At 37.6% G+C, this 16,679-nt stretch carries 16 protein-coding genes; 6 read left to right on the forward strand and 10 right to left on the reverse strand.

Annotation, left to right across the window (positions count from 1 at the left end; genetic code table 11):
* Positions 1 to 8 precede the first annotated feature (8 nt).
* Both A0F92_RS13990 and A0F92_RS13995 read left to right on the forward strand, forming a co-directional pair.
* Positions 9 to 428: a hypothetical protein gene (locus tag A0F92_RS13990; protein ID WP_068247528.1), complete on the forward strand. Its 420-nt coding sequence runs from the start codon at positions 9 to 11 to the stop codon at positions 426 to 428.
* A 24-nt stretch (positions 429 to 452) separates the two neighbouring features.
* Positions 453 to 1,769 carry an anthranilate synthase component I family protein gene (locus A0F92_RS13995; RefSeq protein WP_068247532.1) on the forward strand — a complete coding sequence of 439 codons (1,317 nt, stop codon included), beginning with the start codon at positions 453 to 455 and terminating at the stop codon, positions 1,767 to 1,769.
* Here A0F92_RS13995 and A0F92_RS14000 read toward each other — a convergent pair.
* The 8 genes from A0F92_RS14000 to pheT all read right to left on the reverse strand — a co-directional run bounded on the left by A0F92_RS14000 (position 1,729) and on the right by pheT (position 9,884).
* Positions 1,729 to 2,757, reverse strand: coding sequence for a lytic transglycosylase domain-containing protein (locus A0F92_RS14000; RefSeq protein WP_167517104.1), 1,029 nt, complete (start codon positions 2,755 to 2,757; stop codon positions 1,729 to 1,731). The two genes, A0F92_RS13995 and A0F92_RS14000, sit on opposite strands and share 41 nt — an antisense overlap.
* Positions 2,758 to 2,806: 49 nt before the next feature.
* Positions 2,807 to 4,258: an Asp-tRNA(Asn)/Glu-tRNA(Gln) amidotransferase subunit GatA gene (gene gatA, locus A0F92_RS14005; protein WP_068247535.1), complete on the reverse strand. Its 1,452-nt coding sequence runs from the start codon at positions 4,256 to 4,258 to the stop codon at positions 2,807 to 2,809.
* A gap of 29 nt (positions 4,259 to 4,287) precedes the next feature.
* Entirely contained in the window at positions 4,288 to 4,482 is a 195-nt protein-coding gene (locus tag A0F92_RS14010) for a Sec-independent protein translocase subunit TatA/TatB (RefSeq protein ID WP_068247538.1), read from the reverse strand.
* A gap of 132 nt (positions 4,483 to 4,614) precedes the next feature.
* Positions 4,615 to 4,965: a 50S ribosomal protein L19 gene (gene rplS, locus A0F92_RS14015; RefSeq protein WP_068247541.1), complete on the reverse strand. Its 351-nt coding sequence runs from the start codon at positions 4,963 to 4,965 to the stop codon at positions 4,615 to 4,617.
* 69 nt (positions 4,966 to 5,034) lie between these two features.
* Complete coding sequence (rny, locus tag A0F92_RS14020) at positions 5,035 to 6,600, reverse strand: ribonuclease Y (protein WP_068247545.1); 1,566 nt, start codon at positions 6,598 to 6,600, stop codon at positions 5,035 to 5,037.
* A 122-nt stretch (positions 6,601 to 6,722) separates the two neighbouring features.
* A complete protein-coding gene (locus A0F92_RS14025; RefSeq protein ID WP_068247546.1) occupies positions 6,723 to 7,052 on the reverse strand; it encodes a cell division protein ZapA in 330 nt (109 codons plus the stop codon).
* Between the two features lies 1 nt (position 7,053).
* Positions 7,054 to 7,344 carry a hypothetical protein gene (locus A0F92_RS14030; protein WP_068247547.1) on the reverse strand — a complete coding sequence of 97 codons (291 nt, stop codon included), beginning with the start codon at positions 7,342 to 7,344 and terminating at the stop codon, positions 7,054 to 7,056.
* Between the two features lie 8 nt (positions 7,345 to 7,352).
* Complete coding sequence (gene pheT, locus A0F92_RS14035) at positions 7,353 to 9,884, reverse strand: phenylalanine--tRNA ligase subunit beta (protein WP_253810497.1); 2,532 nt, start codon at positions 9,882 to 9,884, stop codon at positions 7,353 to 7,355.
* Positions 9,885 to 10,320: 436 nt separating this feature from the next.
* Here pheT and dnaB point away from each other — a divergent pair, with 436 nt between their 5' ends.
* The gene (dnaB, locus tag A0F92_RS14040; RefSeq protein WP_068247550.1) at positions 10,321 to 11,886 is read left to right on the forward strand and encodes a replicative DNA helicase; all 1,566 of its coding nucleotides are present in this window, start codon (positions 10,321 to 10,323) and stop codon (positions 11,884 to 11,886) included.
* Positions 11,887 to 11,973: 87 nt separating this feature from the next.
* Here the strand turns inward: dnaB and A0F92_RS14045 are convergent, their stop codons facing one another.
* Positions 11,974 to 12,639 (reverse strand): porin family protein, encoded by a 666-nt coding sequence (locus A0F92_RS14045; RefSeq protein ID WP_068247557.1) that lies wholly within the window; start codon positions 12,637 to 12,639, stop codon positions 11,974 to 11,976.
* A 263-nt stretch (positions 12,640 to 12,902) separates the two neighbouring features.
* Between A0F92_RS14045 and A0F92_RS14050 the strand changes: the two genes are divergently transcribed.
* The 3 genes from A0F92_RS14050 (at position 12,903) to A0F92_RS14060 (ending at position 15,925) form a co-directional block, all read left to right on the forward strand.
* On the forward strand, positions 12,903 to 13,604 hold the full coding sequence (locus A0F92_RS14050; protein ID WP_068247562.1) for an RsmE family RNA methyltransferase: 702 nt from the start codon (positions 12,903 to 12,905) through the stop codon (positions 13,602 to 13,604).
* Positions 13,605 to 13,681: 77 nt separating this feature from the next.
* Complete coding sequence (locus A0F92_RS14055) at positions 13,682 to 15,334, forward strand: L,D-transpeptidase family protein (protein WP_167517105.1); 1,653 nt, start codon at positions 13,682 to 13,684, stop codon at positions 15,332 to 15,334.
* A 117-nt stretch (positions 15,335 to 15,451) separates the two neighbouring features.
* Positions 15,452 to 15,925: a ribonuclease H-like YkuK family protein gene (locus A0F92_RS14060; protein WP_068247565.1), complete on the forward strand. Its 474-nt coding sequence runs from the start codon at positions 15,452 to 15,454 to the stop codon at positions 15,923 to 15,925.
* 92 nt (positions 15,926 to 16,017) lie between these two features.
* On the opposite strand, the gene yihA is transcribed toward A0F92_RS14060, so the two are convergent.
* Positions 16,018 to 16,659, reverse strand: a complete 642-nt coding sequence (gene yihA / locus A0F92_RS14065) for a ribosome biogenesis GTP-binding protein YihA/YsxC (protein WP_068247569.1) — start codon at positions 16,657 to 16,659, stop codon at positions 16,018 to 16,020.
* Positions 16,660 to 16,679 lie beyond the last annotated feature (20 nt).

Consider the following 16,679-nt stretch of genomic DNA (forward strand, 5'->3'; position numbering starts at 1 on the left):
ATTAGAATATGGCAGCAAGATCTGATAAGGATAAAAAATCCGAACCCAGTAAAAAATTACCAGATACAGGAAGCAAGAAAACTTCTTCTAAAAAGAAATTTGAAGAAGAGGATGATGATTTAGAAGATGATGAAGATATCATTAAACCTAAAAAATCAGCAGCCTCCACATCAAAGAAAAAAAACATTGATGAGGATGATGACGATGTAGAAGATGATATAGAAGATGATTGGGAAAAACCCGAAGAAGAAGATGATTGGGATCCCGATTTTGATGAATTTGACATTCCTAAATCTGCCGGCAAAAAAGTAGCAGGCGGCAAAAAAAAGGGTAATGCAGATGAAGATGACTTCAAAATTGATGAAGATTTTAAAGAATTTGACTTATTTGATGATAAGGATGACTTTGAGGAAGATGACGATTTTTAAGGCGTCTATTCCTAAAAAGATGCTGTGAACAGAATTACAAAATACTATCGGATTAATGATCCGAAACTCATAAAACAACAAATAGTACACTGGCTCAATCAGTATGCTGTTTGTTGTTTTTTTGATAATCACCAATACCAGCACGCCCAACACAATTTTGAAATACTGGCTGCAGCCGGAATTGTTTCAGAAACCGGTAAAAATAGTGTCATTGCTGACATAGATTACTGGTTAGCAGAACGCAACGACTGGATATTTGGACATTTGAATTACAATTTAAAGAACCAACTTTTTAAAGGTTTTCATTCAGACCAAAAAGCCACTATACCTTTTCCTGAATTTTATTTTTTTCAACCTGAAGTGGTTTGTACCATGCAGAATGCCACACTAAGTATCCATTCTGCCACCGCAAATCCGGATGATATTTTTAATCAGATACAATCCATGCCGGCATCTTACACAATACCGGTTCAACAAACTGCACACTTCATCCCGGGTATTTCAAAAGAAACTTATTGCAGCATTATTGAACAGTTATTACAGCACATACACCGTGGCGATTGTTATGAAATTAATTATTGTCAGGAATGGATAGCTCCCAATGCACAAATAGACCCATTTGCAGCATACCGTGTATTAAGCAAGGTATCGCCTGCACCTTTTGGCGCATTTTATAAGCTGCAGCATTTATACCTGCTTTGCTCCAGCCCCGAACGATATTTGTTAAAAAAAGGAAACCGGTTATTTTCATCACCCATTAAAGGCACTATTGCCAGAAATACCAATATTCCTGCAATAGATGAGGCCTTGAAACAAAACCTGCTTCAATCAGCCAAAGAACAAAGCGAGAATGTGATGATTGTTGATTTGGTAAGAAACGATTTCAGCCGCATATGCAAAGCCGGTACAGTTAGTGTTACGGAATTATTTGGCATTTATACCTATCCCCAAGTACATCAAATGATTAGTACCATTACCGGACAATTAAAAAACGACCTTACATTCTCCGAAATTTTAAAGGCTACTTTCCCAATGGGTTCCATGACAGGTGCACCTAAAGAAAGGGTGATGCAGTTAACTGAACAGTATGAATATTTTAACAGGGGTTTGTATGCAGGCAGTGTAGGGTATTTTACCCCTGAAAAAGATTTTGATTTTAATGTGGTGATTAGAAGTGTGCAATACGATGCACAGCAAAAGGTATTGAGTTATGCTGTTGGGAGTGGTATTACTGCCGGTAGTGTGCCCGAGCAGGAATATGACGAGTGTTTATTAAAAGCAACCGCAATGGCTGCGTTGTTTAATGCGCGACCGGGCTACCCAGTAACAACTGCTGAATAGATTGTTCCAGAATTTGTTGTTTCGTTGCATCAAACAAATTTTTTTTCTCTTTAGGCAAATACATAGTATATTTTTTTCCGGATGCCAGTTGCGCTGCAAATCCCGGATTCAACTGGTTAAAATAAGCAGATAATATTTGAAGCTGTTTACAAATTAATGCAGCATTGTACCGCCCACTTACTTCTACAGAACAAAGGGTACTATCGGCACTGGTGATTACAGTTCGCTGTTCAGCAGGTACATTAAAATATTGCTGCACCTCTTGGGCAGTTAAGGTAGTTACTCCTCCGTTATTTTCAAATATATAATGGGTAGCAATATATTTTTTTACGTGATTACGGGTTTCTTCAGGCAAAAAATATTGTATATCCCAAAAGCTTTTGCTTTTTGCTTTTTCAATAGCCTGCTTTACTCTTCCTACCCCAGCATTATAGGCAGCAACTACCAGAAGCCAATCGCCAAATTCGGCATACAACTCTTTTAATAATTTGGCAGCAACTTCAGTACTTTTAATAAAATCAGTTCGTTCATCTACATATTTATTATTTTTCAAGCCAAACCGTTGTGCTTCATAGGGCATTAACTGCCAGGGTCCTACTGCCCCGGCCCATGATACAAGATTGGGTTGTAAATGACTCTCAATTACACTCAGGTATTTCAACGCAACTGGTACTCCGTTAGCACTCAAAATATGATCATACAAATCAAAATAGGGCTTAGCCCAAAACTTCATCAGCAGTAGTTCTTTGCTTTGCTTTTCACTGTACTCACTGTAAAATGAAACCATTTGATAAGGAAGTGGAATATTCACAAAAGCATGACCGGAAGGTATTTGCAACAGGGTTTGAAAAGTATTCACCGGTGTTACAACAGTATCGGACAAATGAGAAGGATTTGCTGCAAGTGTATTTACCGGATTACACAATATACAAAACAGTAGCAACGGGTAACAATAATGTTGCTTTATTTTCCGGATACACTGATTCATATTGCAGGATATTTTAAACCAATGTTGGTGATAAAATTTATAGCAACAATTAATTCAAATGCGAAAGGTAATTACCCAATACCATGAGTTCGGTTTCTTTAAATTGGGGCATCATTACCTGCATACCAAAGGGCAAACCATTGCTGTGTTGAAACAAAGGCAAAGATACGCCGGGAATACCCACTAAATTGGCATATACAGTGTATATATCCGCCAAATACATTTCTACAGGATTGTTTCTCTTTTCACCTATCTTGAAGGCTGTACCCGGTACGGTGGGTGAAATGATAGCCTGATAATGCTCAAAAATATGGTCATTTTGTTCAACTAATAAACGCCTGAGTTGCTGTGCTTTACTAAAATAGGCATCATAATAACCGGCACTTAATACAAAAGTACCCAATAGAATACGACGTTGCACTTCTTTTCCGAAACCCTGGCTGCGTGATTTTTTATATAATGCAGTCAGGTCATCCTGTGCTGCCAAATCTGCCCGATAGCCATATTTTACCCCATCGTAACGTGATAAGTTACTGGAAGCTTCTGCAGTAGTTAAAACATAGTAGGTAGGTACCACATATTTTAATAAAGGGAAATCAACCGGCTCTACAATGTGACCCTGTAAACGTAGTTTCTCAACATACTGGTGGAACGCCTTTGCTATTTCAGGATCTAAACCCGGATGTTCCAGCGCTTCTTTAAAATAGGCAATTTTAAAAGGTTCCTGTCGACTGCTTATACTGCTTTTTTGCAACAGATCGCTGTAGGCCGGAACAGGTTCTGCAGAAACAGTACTATCGTAGGCATCTTCTCCTGCAATTACTTCAAGTACCCTTGCAGTATCTTGCAAATGTTTGGAAAAAATACCAATCTGATCAAATGATGAAGCATAAGCAATTAACCCATGCCTTGAAATTCGGCCGTAGGTAGGTTTAAACCCAATAATCCCACACCAATCGGCCGGCTGGCGTACAGAGCCTCCGGTATCACTTCCCAGACTTACCATACACATATCTGCCTGAACGGCTACAGCAGAACCACCGGAAGAACCACCGGGTACTTTGGTAATATCTGCAGCATTTTGAACAGGGCCATAAGCTGAATTTTCATTGGTACTGCCCATGGCAAATTCATCGCAATTATTGCGACCTATAATAATGGCACCTGCTTCAATTAATCGTTCAACTGCAGTAGCGGAATATAGTGAGGAGAAATTATTTAGAATGAGTGAGCCTGCAGTAACAGTATGATTGCAGTAACAAATTACATCTTTCAATGCAACCACTACCCCATGTAAATGACCCATTGTTTTGCCTGCCATTCGTTCAAAATCTAAAAAGGAAGCACGGTCAAGCGCTTCTTTTGCATAAACTTCTATAAATGCGTTAAGGGAAGATTTTTTGCCAATATTGTCCAAATAATGTTGAACAGCCTCCACACAAGTAGTAGTGCCATTCAATAAATCATTGTGGTATTGAGCAATAGTGGTAAATGTAAACAAAACCCGTTACAGATATTGGTGGTTAATAATTACTTTGCAGCAGTTTCAGAGTCTTTTTCTTTCATTCCTTCCTGAAGTTCTCTTTTTACGTTGTCTTTTGCATCATTAAACTCACGAATACCTTTTCCCAAACCACGCATAAATTCCGGTATTTTTTTCCCACCGAATAATACCAAGATTGCAATTAAAATAATAATCAGTTCGGGCATTCCTAGATTGGCCATAAAAAATTGATTTAAGAAGGTAAAGTTAGTACAAATTATTGTACCAAACATTAAGTTATAGAATAGAAGGATTAAGACTGCATAAAAAAGCGGAAGTTTAACAACTCCCGCTTAAATATTTGAATAATTTGACTAGAAACGTTTTTCTTTAATACGGGCACTTTTACCGCTACGTTCTCTTAAATAGAACAATTTAGCTCTGCGTACTTTTCCTTTTTTGTTTAAAACTATGGAATCGATATTGGGAGAGAAGAAAGGGAACAATCTTTCCACACCTACCCCATCAGAAATTTTGCGTACGGTAAAAGTTGCAGTAGCACCTGTGCCCTGCATTTTTAACACATCACCACGAAAACTCTGAATACGCTCTTTACCACCTTCTACAATTTTATAGTTAACGGTAATATTATCACCACTTTTAAATTTGGGATATTCTTTTTTGGCAATTAACTGCTCGTGTACGAATTGAACTGCTTCGCTCATAACTTTAATTTTTGCGGACGGCAAAGGTAACAGAAAATTTTAAATTTCAAACCAGAATTTATAAATAATTTATCTGGCTACATTAATGGCCCTTTTTTCGCGGATAACGGTTACTTTTATTTGCCCAGGATACGTCATTTCGGTTTGTATTTTTTGGGCTATTTCAAAGCTTAATTTATCACTATCACCATCAGACACTTTATCGGCCTCTACAATTACCCGTAACTCTCTTCCGGCTTGTATGGCATAAGCCTTTTCCACACCGGGATATGCCTGAGCCAGATTTTCAAGGTCTTTAATCCGCTGAATGTATTGCTGCATCATTTCGCGGCGTGCGCCCGGGCGTGCGCCGCTAATAGCATCGCAAGCCTGTACAATAGGAGAAATAACATACAACATTTCCATTTCATCGTGGTGGGCACCAATGGCATTCACTACTGCAGGGTTTTCGCCATATTTCTCGGCTAATTTAGCACCCAGTAATGCGTGGCTTAGTTCGGTTTCTTCGTCGGGCACTTTACCAATATCGTGTAACAACCCTGCCCGTTTTGCCAATTTGGGGTTCAGCCCTAATTCGCTGGCCATAATGGCACATAAATTGGCTGTTTCCCTGCTATGCATCAGCAGGTTTTGGCCATAGGATGAGCGAAAACGCATTTTTCCCACTATCCGAACCAATTCTTTATGCAATCCATGAATGCCTAATTCAATGACCGTTCTTTCGCCAATTTCAATAATTTGCTCTTCTAACTGACGACGGGTTTTTTCAACCACTTCTTCAATACGTGCGGGGTGAATACGGCCATCGGCAATTAGGCGTTGTAAACTTAAACGGGCAATTTCTCTTCTTAACGGATCGTAAGATGATAATACAATTGCTTCCGGCGTATCATCAACAATTAAATCAACCCCTGTTGCGGCCTCAATAGCACGGATATTTCTGCCTTCGCGGCCAATAATCTGGCCTTTAATTTCGTCTGATTCCAAATTAAATACAGAAACTGTATTTTCAATGGTTTGCTCGGCTGCAGTGCGTTGTATGGATTGAATAACAATTTTGCGGGCTTCTTTATTGGCTTTTAAGCGGGCTTCTTCAATAATTTCCTGCTGCAATGCCAATGCCTGTGTTTGGGCTTCTGATTTCAGGCTTTCAATTAATTGTGCCTTTGCCTCTTCAGCCGATAAGGTAGCAATTTTTTCTAAACGGCGGATGTGTTCCTCCTGGTGTTTTTCCAGTTCAGTACGTTTTTGATTTACCACCTCAATCTGCCGGTTTAAATTGGCTTTAATCACTTCATTTTCTTTCAATTGCTTATCTAAAGCCTGTTCTTTTTGATTGATGGCAATTTCTTTTTGTTTGATACGTGCTTCAGCTTCGCCTAATTTTCGGTTACGCTCCAGTACGTCTTTATCGTATTCTGATTTTAGCTGAACAAATTTTTCTTTGACCTCTAATAATTTTTCTTTTTGAATATTTTCGGCTTTCAGCTCGGCTTCTTTCAAAATAGATTGTGCCTGAAAATTGGCTTCTTCTAATTTGCTTTTGGTATTTTTCGAGAATAATAACTTACCCGCAAGTACACCTGCAATTAAAGCAAGTAAACCAATTATGATGTATATAACTGTTTGGTCCATTTTGTTTGATATTTTTTAAATTAAACGCTGTCATTATGCTTCCTCCAACTATCAAATGGATAATTTTAGTGAAGTTAATTTGCGAAGATAAATAAATTAAGTGAGTGATGGCGAACCTATAATCATTTCTTTATGAATGATTTTATAGGTTCATGAGCGCTTTGGTTTAAATACCCGTCAACCATTGCTTCTAATTGCTGCAATGATTCCATAATGGTTTGTTCTTCGGCCATGATGGGCAGGGGTGTTTTGGTTTGTTCGGTTGCCAGCCACAGTAAAACCATGGCTACATAGTCCTGCATATCTTTCCCTGCAAAAGCCTGTTTATATTCTTTTATTTTTTCATTGATAATTTTTACGGTCTTACGCAGCACTGCTTCATCATCGGGATGAATTTTGATTCGGTAATTCCTATCGGCAATAATAATATTTACGGTAATGAGTTGCTCCATTTCAGGCAGATTTTAATACAGCCAGCCAATGCTCAATTTCTTTGAGATAGCTGTTTACTTTGGTGGCTAATTCTTTTTTATCGGTATCATTCCAGGTATCTACTCCTATTTGCAATGCAGCTTTTGACTGTTCTAACTGTTCAATTTTTTGTGTTAATTTCATTTTAGCTGTATTGGCTTCGTGCAATTCCTGTTTTAATTGCTGGTTTTCTTTGGCTAACTTTTGTGCATACAGCCACAAATCCTGCATTTTTTGCTGTATCCGGCTTATTTGTTGGCTTAACTCCTGCATACTGCTGTTTATTTTCTGATGATAGCATTGGCATCTGTTTCAAATGCCTGCATCAAAGACTGCATCATACTGTCAATTTCTTTATCGGTCAATGTTTTTTCTTCATCTAAAAAAGTAAAATTAATAGCCATTGATTTTTTATCTTTTCCCAATTTTTCATTTTCAAACACATCAAATAAATTCATTTGCTGCAAACGGAGCAACTTCATTTTATTTACAATGCTTTCCAATAATTGATAGGTGGTATTAACAGGAACAATCATAGCCAAATCGCGTTGTACGGCAGGGAATTTTGGTACTTCTTTATAAGTAATGGCTGTATTTTTCTTTAATGCCAGTAATGCTCCAAAATCTATATCAATAAAAAGTACGGTTTGTTTTATATCAAATCGTTCGGTGAATGAAGGCGGCACCATTTCAACAATCCCAATTTGTTTTTTACCAACGCAAATTTTCAATTTGGCATGGGTACCCTCTATTGCTTTCCACTGTACCTCTGCAATGCCGCACCATTGCATAATAGCCCGTGCAATGCCCTTAGCTTCAAAAAAATCGGCAGGTTTGGTTTGTAGTTTCCAGTTATCCTCTAATAATTTTCCGGTTAAGTATAATGACAGATGTTCTGTTTCCACATATTTCCCCACTCCTTCTGTAGCATAGATTTTACCAAACTCAAATAAACGAAGCCGGTTGTTTTTTCTGTTGATGTTATAGGATATAATTTCCAGGCCAGTTTCTAACATGCCGGGGCGCATTACATCTAATTCGGCACTCAGGTTATTCATCATGTGCACGGTATGCTGTAATACTTCAGCGGTAAAGTAGCGGCTATTGGTAATAGAATTGGTAACAATTTCATGGTATCCCAGCCCGGCCAAGTAGTGCGCAATTTTTTCGCGAAGCTGTTCTTTTAAACCCAAAGTTTCAATAGACGGCGAAATGGTGATGGAAGTAGGAATATCTATATTATCCAACCCATCAATTCGCAACACTTCTTCTACTATATCGGCCGGTAGGCTAATATCGGGCTTATTAAATGGAACGGATATCCATAGTTCATCAATCCCCTCTTTTAACACTTCAAAACCAAGTGCTGTTAATATTCTTTTAACGGTATCGGGATGATAATTTTTACCACTTAACTTTTTTAAATAATGGTATTTAATGGCAATTTCTTTTTTTGCTGCGGGTTGCGGATATACATCTACAATATCAGAACTGATGCTGCCTCCGGCTATTTCTTTTATTAACAAAGCAGCTCTTTTTAACACCTGAACGGTATTGGATATATCAATTCCTTTTTCAAAGCGGATGGCTGCATCAGTGCGTAACTGATGGGTGAGTGATGTTTTACGGATGTATGTGGCATTAAAGCAGGCACTCTCTAAAAAAATATCAGTAGTTGTTTCTGAAACGCCACTGGCGGCACCGCCAAATACACCGGCTATGCACATGGGTTCACCGGCTCCATTGCAAATCATTAAATCAGATGCATGCAATTTCCTTTCCTTTCCATCCAACGTAATAAAAGCGGTATTCGCCGGTAAGGTTTTTACAATAATGGCTTTACCCTGAATGGCCTTTACATCAAATGCATGTAATGGTTGTCCGGTTTCGTGTAATATAAAATTGGTAATATCTACCACATTATTAATAGAACGGATGCCAATTGACTGCAAGCTGTCTTTTAACCACTGGGGCGATGGGCCAACTTTAACACCGCTGATGGAAACACCACTGTAGCGTGGACATGCTGATTCATTTTCAATGGTTACAGCAATGGGTAATGATTTTTCATCCGGCTTAAACAAATTATTGAATGGCAGTTTAACTTTTACTTCTTTTTTTTGATGGTGACTTAAATACGCACATACATCTTTTGCAACACCCAAATGGCTCATGGCATCCATGCGGTTGGGGGTTAGTCCAATTTCAAAAACCATATCAGTATAAGGCTGAAAGAAATCAGCAACCGGTGCACCTGGAACGGCATCATGTGGCAATACAATAATGCCTGCATGGCTGGTACCTACACCAATTTCATCTTCGGCACAAATCATACCCTGGCTTTCAACACCACGAATTTTAGCTACTTTCATGGTTATCGGGGTGGCATTTACGGGATAGATGGTAGTACCTAGAGGAGCTATCACTACTTTTTGCCCGGCTGCTACATTTTGTGCACCACAAACAATTTGTAAAAGATGCCCGGTACCAATATTTACGGTAGTTAATTTTAATTTATCGGCATTGGGATGCTGCTCGCAGGTTAGTACTTCACCTGTAATAATGCCCTGCAATCCACCTGGTACTGTTTCAAATTTTGAAAGTTTTTCTACTTCAAGCCCTATAGAAGTTAATATTGCAGAAAGTTTTTCAGGCTCAATTGTTTTGGGTAAATACTTACTTAACCAGTTATAACTAATCGTCATGTATCCTTGAATTAATTTGCTGTGTAATAAGCGCAAATATACTTGTTGCAGCCGGCAACTTAAACTTTTAAAAACGGTTTCAAAATTCTCGGCAAATAGGTTCAGCATTTTACAGCTATCAATTTTTTTTTTACAAACGCTGACTACATTTAACAAAGACAAATGTTACCCTGCTTACACAGATATTTTTGCAGCACTACTATGTTTTTGGCAATTACAAAATAAGTAGCAATACACCAATTTTTCGGCTGTTTTTCTTTATACACAAGCCATGTTCATTTCCCGTACGGAAAAATTGTTTTTTGTGCACATACTACAAAAAACTGTGGAATAACCCCGAAATTTGTGTGCATAAGCACAATTATACTGTGAATGAAATGTGGACGAAAAAGGATAAAAATTAAAGTCTGAAAATAGGGCAGGAACGATTTTCAACCATTATATTCGCAACCCTACTTGCCCAAGTAACAATTCCTTAACATGGCTATCCTGTTTCAAGCAAGCGAAAAACAAACTGTTTTACAATTTCAAATGGCCCATTATTATGGAGATTTCTAACATTAACAGAGATAAAAAAAGAAGAAAAACCACTGCCGATTTAAGCACCATGGTATTTGGCAAAATACCCCCACAGGCCAGAGAATTAGAAGAAGCAGTGTTGGGTGCCATTATGCTGGAAAAAAGTGCTTTCGACAGTTTAATAGATACCAATCTTAAACCCGAATGTTTTTATGTAGAAGCACATCAAATCATTTTTACTGCCATGCAAGATATGCAGCAGCGTGGTGTGCCCATCGATATTTTAACGGTGGTGGAAGAATTGAAAAAGAAAGAACAATTAGAAATAGTTGGAGGCCCTTATTTCATTACTAAATTAACCAATGCAGTAGTTAGTACAGCGCATATTGACGCCCATGCCCGTATTATTTTGCAAAAATTTATTCAACGCGAATTAATTAGAATCAGTGGCGAAATTATTGGCGATGCTTATGAAGACAGCACTGATGTATTTGATTTGCTGGATGATAGTGAAACCAAAATGTTTAACATCACCAATAATTACCTCAAAAAGAATTTTGAAGATATTGGTAATGTATTAGCCAAAACCATTAACAGAATTGATGAGCTAAGAACCAGAAAAGAAGATATTTCCGGCGTACCCAGCGGCTTTAACTCATTGGATCGCATTACCTACGGTTGGCAATCAACCGATTTAATTATTCTGGCAGCCAGACCATCTGTAGGTAAAACAGCATTTGCATTAAACCTTGCCCGTAATGCCGCTTTAAACCCCATTAAACCGGTTGGGGTTGGTTTCTTTAGCCTTGAGATGAGTGCTTCGCAATTGGTACAACGTATTTTAAGTGCTGAAAGTGAAATACCAATTGAAAAAATTTCCAGAGGTAAATTAGAAGACTACGAATACCAGCAATTGCATACCAAAGGTATTAAACGATTAGAGAAAGCACCATTGTTTATAGATGATACGGCAGCACTCAATATTTTTGAATTTAGAGCCAAAGCAAGACGATTAGTGAACAAACACAATGTAGGTTTAATTATTATTGACTACCTGCAGTTAATGAGCGGTACTGGCGATAGAAATGGGAACCGCGAACAGGAAATCAGCACCATTTCACGCAACTTAAAAGCATTGGCCAAAGAGCTGGGCATTCCCATTATTGCCCTTTCACAGTTAAGCCGTGCCGTAGAAACCAGAAAAGAAAGCAAAATGCCACAGCTAAGCGATTTGAGAGAATCGGGTGCCATTGAGCAAGATGCAGATATGGTAATGTTTATTTACAGACCTGAATATTATGAAATTGGCGCAAACGAAATGGGCGAAAGCACAAAAGGTGAAACGCATATCAGAATTGCCAAACATAGAAATGGTTCATTAGAAACCATAAAATTAAGAGCCCTGTTGGAAATTCAAAAATTTGAAGAAGTGGATGAGTCTGGCTTTCAAGGTGGTAACTGGAAACAATTAAAACCTGGTGCTGTTCCTCCACCCGGTAGTGGTAATGATGGCGGTAAATTATATATTCAAAAAGGTAGTAAAATGAACGGGGGCGATTTTGACGAAGGTTTTGAAGAACCACCTTTCTAATCACACAGCTAAAATTGTTGACATAAAAAAAGAGGCGCCCCATTTGAAGCGCCTTTTTTGTATTGACTCAATCCAAAAATTTGTCCTTTATTTCCATGGTACCAGATAAGCCACAGTAAAACCAATTACACTATTGGCAAAGCGGGTGCTTCCTGTTGGGTATATATTGCCAAACCCATTGGTTAAGGTGGCTTTGAACTCAAATTGATGGTATGCCAAACCAACCAACACATCATACCCAAAATCAAGCGGCTTTACATAAGTTGTGCCCGATGTATAATAAGGGTTATTAGAGAATTTTACTTTATTATCTACAACAGTAATATTACCTGAAATTTCTTCATCTGTACCTTTTTCTGTACCTGAAATGCCTACTCCACCATAAAAACCGGCACCAACCAAAGCTTTCAGTGTTTTATTGAGCGGAATACTGTATTGTAAATTCAATGGAATTTGTATATAACTAAACTTAGAGGTAGTACTGGCACCGGTAGTAGCAAAAACAGTTTTGTCTTTCCTGCCACCTTTTTGAAAGAAGATTAAACCCGAGCTGGCAGAGAAATGTTTATTCAATGTTTGTTCAGCAACAATACCAGCCTGAAATGTAGGGATTCGGGAAAGATCAAAATACTGAATATCACTTCCTTTATCAATGAATCCACTGGTATTATACCCGGCTTCTACCCCTAATTTTAACTGGGCAAATGATGCGGTTGTACATAGGCAAAAGATAATTAACAAGAATTTCCTCATAAATTTTTATTTATTAATACAGTGCAAAAGAACACCAAAGGCTGCGAAGTTATGCGTAAAAAAATGTTAACAGTTGCCCATATTTTCAAATATTAAAAGCAAGAAGTACAACCTTTTTAAAGAAATCTGATTCGCAAAATTGCGTAACCATAAGTGCCAGCGCCTTATTTCATACCAAAAAAATCATTGATAAATGGTATTGCCTGCATCGTAAATAACATCTATTTTTATCAAAATTTAATTTTTTCTTCAACCCATATAGCATGGATTTGCCTTATTTCTTTGAGCAGGTGCTTCCCAACAAGCATCAAACTATCCGCTTAAGTGCAGAAACACATAAACACAGTGCACAGGTACTTCGCATGAAACCAGGTGATGGTTTATTACTTACCAATGGCAATGGCTTACTTTGTAAAGCCACTATATCAGAAACCGATAAAAAACAAACACTGGTTACCATTACAGAGCAGGTACAACACCCCCAACCTGAAAGAAAAATTTCCATTGGCCTTTCCTTATTAAAAAATGCAGGACGATTTGAATGGTTTTTAGAAAAAGCAACTGAACTGGGAGTTTATGAAATTATTCCCCTGCTCTGCAAACGAACCGAAAAACAACATTTTAGATACGAAAGAATGCAACAAATTACCATTGCGGCTATGTTGCAAAGCAAACAAACTCGGCTGCCTGTTTTACAGCAACCCACTACCGTTTACAGCGTTTTATCACAACAAAAAAATAGTTGCAAACTAATTGCGCATTGCCACGAAGGGCATAAACAAACCATCCAAAAATTTCATTCGGAAAAAGAAATATGTATTTTAATTGGCCCCGAAGGCGATTTTACTGAAGAAGAAGTAGCACAAGCCATACAACAGCAATTTATACCCATTACTTTAGGTACTACCCGGCTAAGAACCGAAACTGCAGGAATAGTGGCCGCAACATTATCCATTTTGAACTAATTGAAATTATGCATAAAATCTACTCCTTATTTTTATTGAACAAACAGAACTTTCTCAAACTATTGAAACCCTACTGCTTGTTCATCATAAAAAAACCTCAACAAATTTCAAATACAAAATTAATCTGCCGGTTAAGCGCTATTGCAGTGCTATTCAGCATTTGTTGCTTCAACACCTCCTGCCATTCAGGCAAAACAAAAGAAGTATTACGCGATACTTCAATTACCTACCATACTTCGTACAACAATTTGTTTTTCGACAGCATGCACCTGCAGGCTTTTTTAGATACAAATCCTGACTTACAAAAATTTACAACCCAATACAACGATTTTTATAAACAAAGAAATTTTGAATATGCCTGGTTCGACAGTACCGGCATGGCAGAGCAGGCTGCTAATTTTATGAACCTGCTGAATAACAGTATTACCCATTTACAAGACAGTAGTCTATACAATAAAAAACTTGTAACCAGTTATAATGAAATATTACAACACAAAAACAAGGTTTCCAGACAAAATATTTTGAATACAGAATTACTGTTAACCGGACAGTTTTTTGCTTATGCTGCACAAACGTACAAAGGCAGCGATATTGATGCAACCACACTTGGATGGTTTATACCGAGAAAAAAAGTTAACTTAACTGCTTTGTTAGATTCCACCATTAAATATAAAAATGCAGCACCTTATATTCCGCTGAACAATCAATACAACCAATTAGAATCATTTTTGGAAAAATATATCAGCTTACAAAAAAACTATCCTACAGATAGCATTCCCTACCCTTCTAAATTATTGAAACTACACCAGGCAAATGAAATTATACCAACGATCAAGTACCGCTTGTTTTTACTCGGCGATTTATCTCATAACGATTCTACCAATTTGTTTGACAGCAGCCTGCTGATAGCCGTAAAACATTTTCAAAAAAGAATGGGATTGTTAGAAGATGGCGTAATTGGGAAGAACATGATAGAACAATTAAATGTGCCCATTGCCGAACGCATCAGGCAAATTTTGGTAAACTTAGAACGCATTAGATGGATGCCAGCAAATAGTGACAGTGATTACATTATTGTAAACATTCCCGAATACAAATTGCATGTTTATCATGATGGGAAAACATTGTTGAACATGAATGTTATTGTAGGAAAAACCACCAACAATACCGTTATTTTTAATGGAAAATTAAAATACATTGTTTTTAGCCCTTATTGGAATGTACCACCCAGTATTGTACAAAAAGAAATTTTGCCGGGTATGAAAAAAGATCCCAACTATCTGGCAAAAAACAATATGGAAATAACCGGTACCAGCAATGGGTTACCCATTGTTCGGCAAAAACCAGGACCCGGAAACTCATTGGGATTGGTGAAGTTTTTATTTCCCAACAACTTCGATATTTATTTACACGATACCCCCAATCATGAATTATTTGATGCTACTACGCGTACTTTCAGTCATGGTTGTATCCGCATCAGTAACCCTAAAAAATTTGCACAATATTTATTAAGTGCAGATACGGCCAGTGTTTATACGAATAAAATAATTGACAGCCTGATGCATTTAAGCAAGGAAAAATGGGTAAGCCTACCCCAACCGGTACCTGTTTATATTGTTTATTTTACTGCCTGGGTAGATGCCGATGGGCAATTAAACTTTAGAAAAGATATTTATGGCCATGATGCCAGAATGAAAGAGAAGCTTTTTATGAAACAGGAAAAAAAATAAAATTTCGGCCTCTTAATTGCTCATTTTTCCTGACACCCAATGCATAAAATGTGCAGTTAATAATAAATTAATGGTTTTGGAATATAAAAAACCGTAATTTCAAAAAACTTAATTTTTATGCATTGGAGAAAATTCAACGGCGAAAGCATCCATCTTCCCATCAAAAAAGCAGTAGAAGAAGCTATTAAAAAAGAAAGAGCAAACGGTACCCACTTAAAAGTATGCATTGGCACCGACAGCCAGGTAAAAGGGGAAGACACAGAGTTTGCAACCGTTATTGTTTTTTTAAGAGAACACAACGGCGGTTTTATGTACATCCACAATGAAAAAACCAAGCAGAAATTTCACATCAAAGAGCGTATGTTACAGGAAGTAGCGAAAAGCATTGAAGTAGCTTATGAGCTCTGCGATTTGTTTATTGCCTGGGATGTTGAAATGGAAGTACATGCAGACATTAATACCAATCCGGGTTTTAAAAGTAATGATGCATTAAAAGAAGCAATGGGCTACATTTTAGGAATGGGCTTTGCATTCAAAGCCAAACCCGAAGCCTTTGCCAGCAGTTGTTGTGCCGATAAAGTGGTGAATTAATATTTACACTTTACAACCAATTTATTTTTCAGTAACTCAACAAAAGTTGCTGTGGCAAACGCACCGCATTACTTTTCAGCAAACAGTATATTTTACCCAATCATATCATTCTCTGCAGCTCTTAAATTATTTTGTGCAATAAAGTTGAGCACTTCCTCTCTTCCAGTTTTTTTTTCGGCACTGGTTACAAAAACCTGCGGCAAAAATTGCCAGGTTAACTTTAAAGTATCTATAAACAATTGCACGTTTCTGGAAACTACACCCGGTTTTTCTTTATCGGCCTTTGTAAAAATGAGGCTAAAAGGTACTTCCCATTTGTCTAACTGATTCACAAATTCAAGATCATTTTTTTGTGGTGCATGCCTGCTATCTATCAGCACCATTACCTGCAATAAATTAGGCCTTTTACGCAAATAATTTTCAATCATTTGTTCCCATCTTCTTCTATCGGTTTGTGAGCGTTTGGCATAGCCATAACCCGGCAAATCAACCACATACCATTGCTGTTTGTTTTTTTGCTTTGTACTGCTTTCTACTATAAAATGATTAATCAATTGGGTTTTGCCCGGTGTAGCCGATGTTTTAGCTAAGCTTTTTTGACCGGTAAGCATATTGATTAAAGAAGATTTACCCACATTACTTCGGCCAATAAATGCATACTCCGGTTTGTCGGCCGGTGGACACTTATCGAATGAAGGAGAAGAAATAAGATATTTTGCTGTATGAATAATCATGCTGCAAAATACAATAAAAA

It is taken from the genome of Hydrotalea flava, assembly GCF_001623405.1.
GTDB lineage: Bacteria > Bacteroidota > Bacteroidia > Chitinophagales > Chitinophagaceae > Hydrotalea > Hydrotalea flava.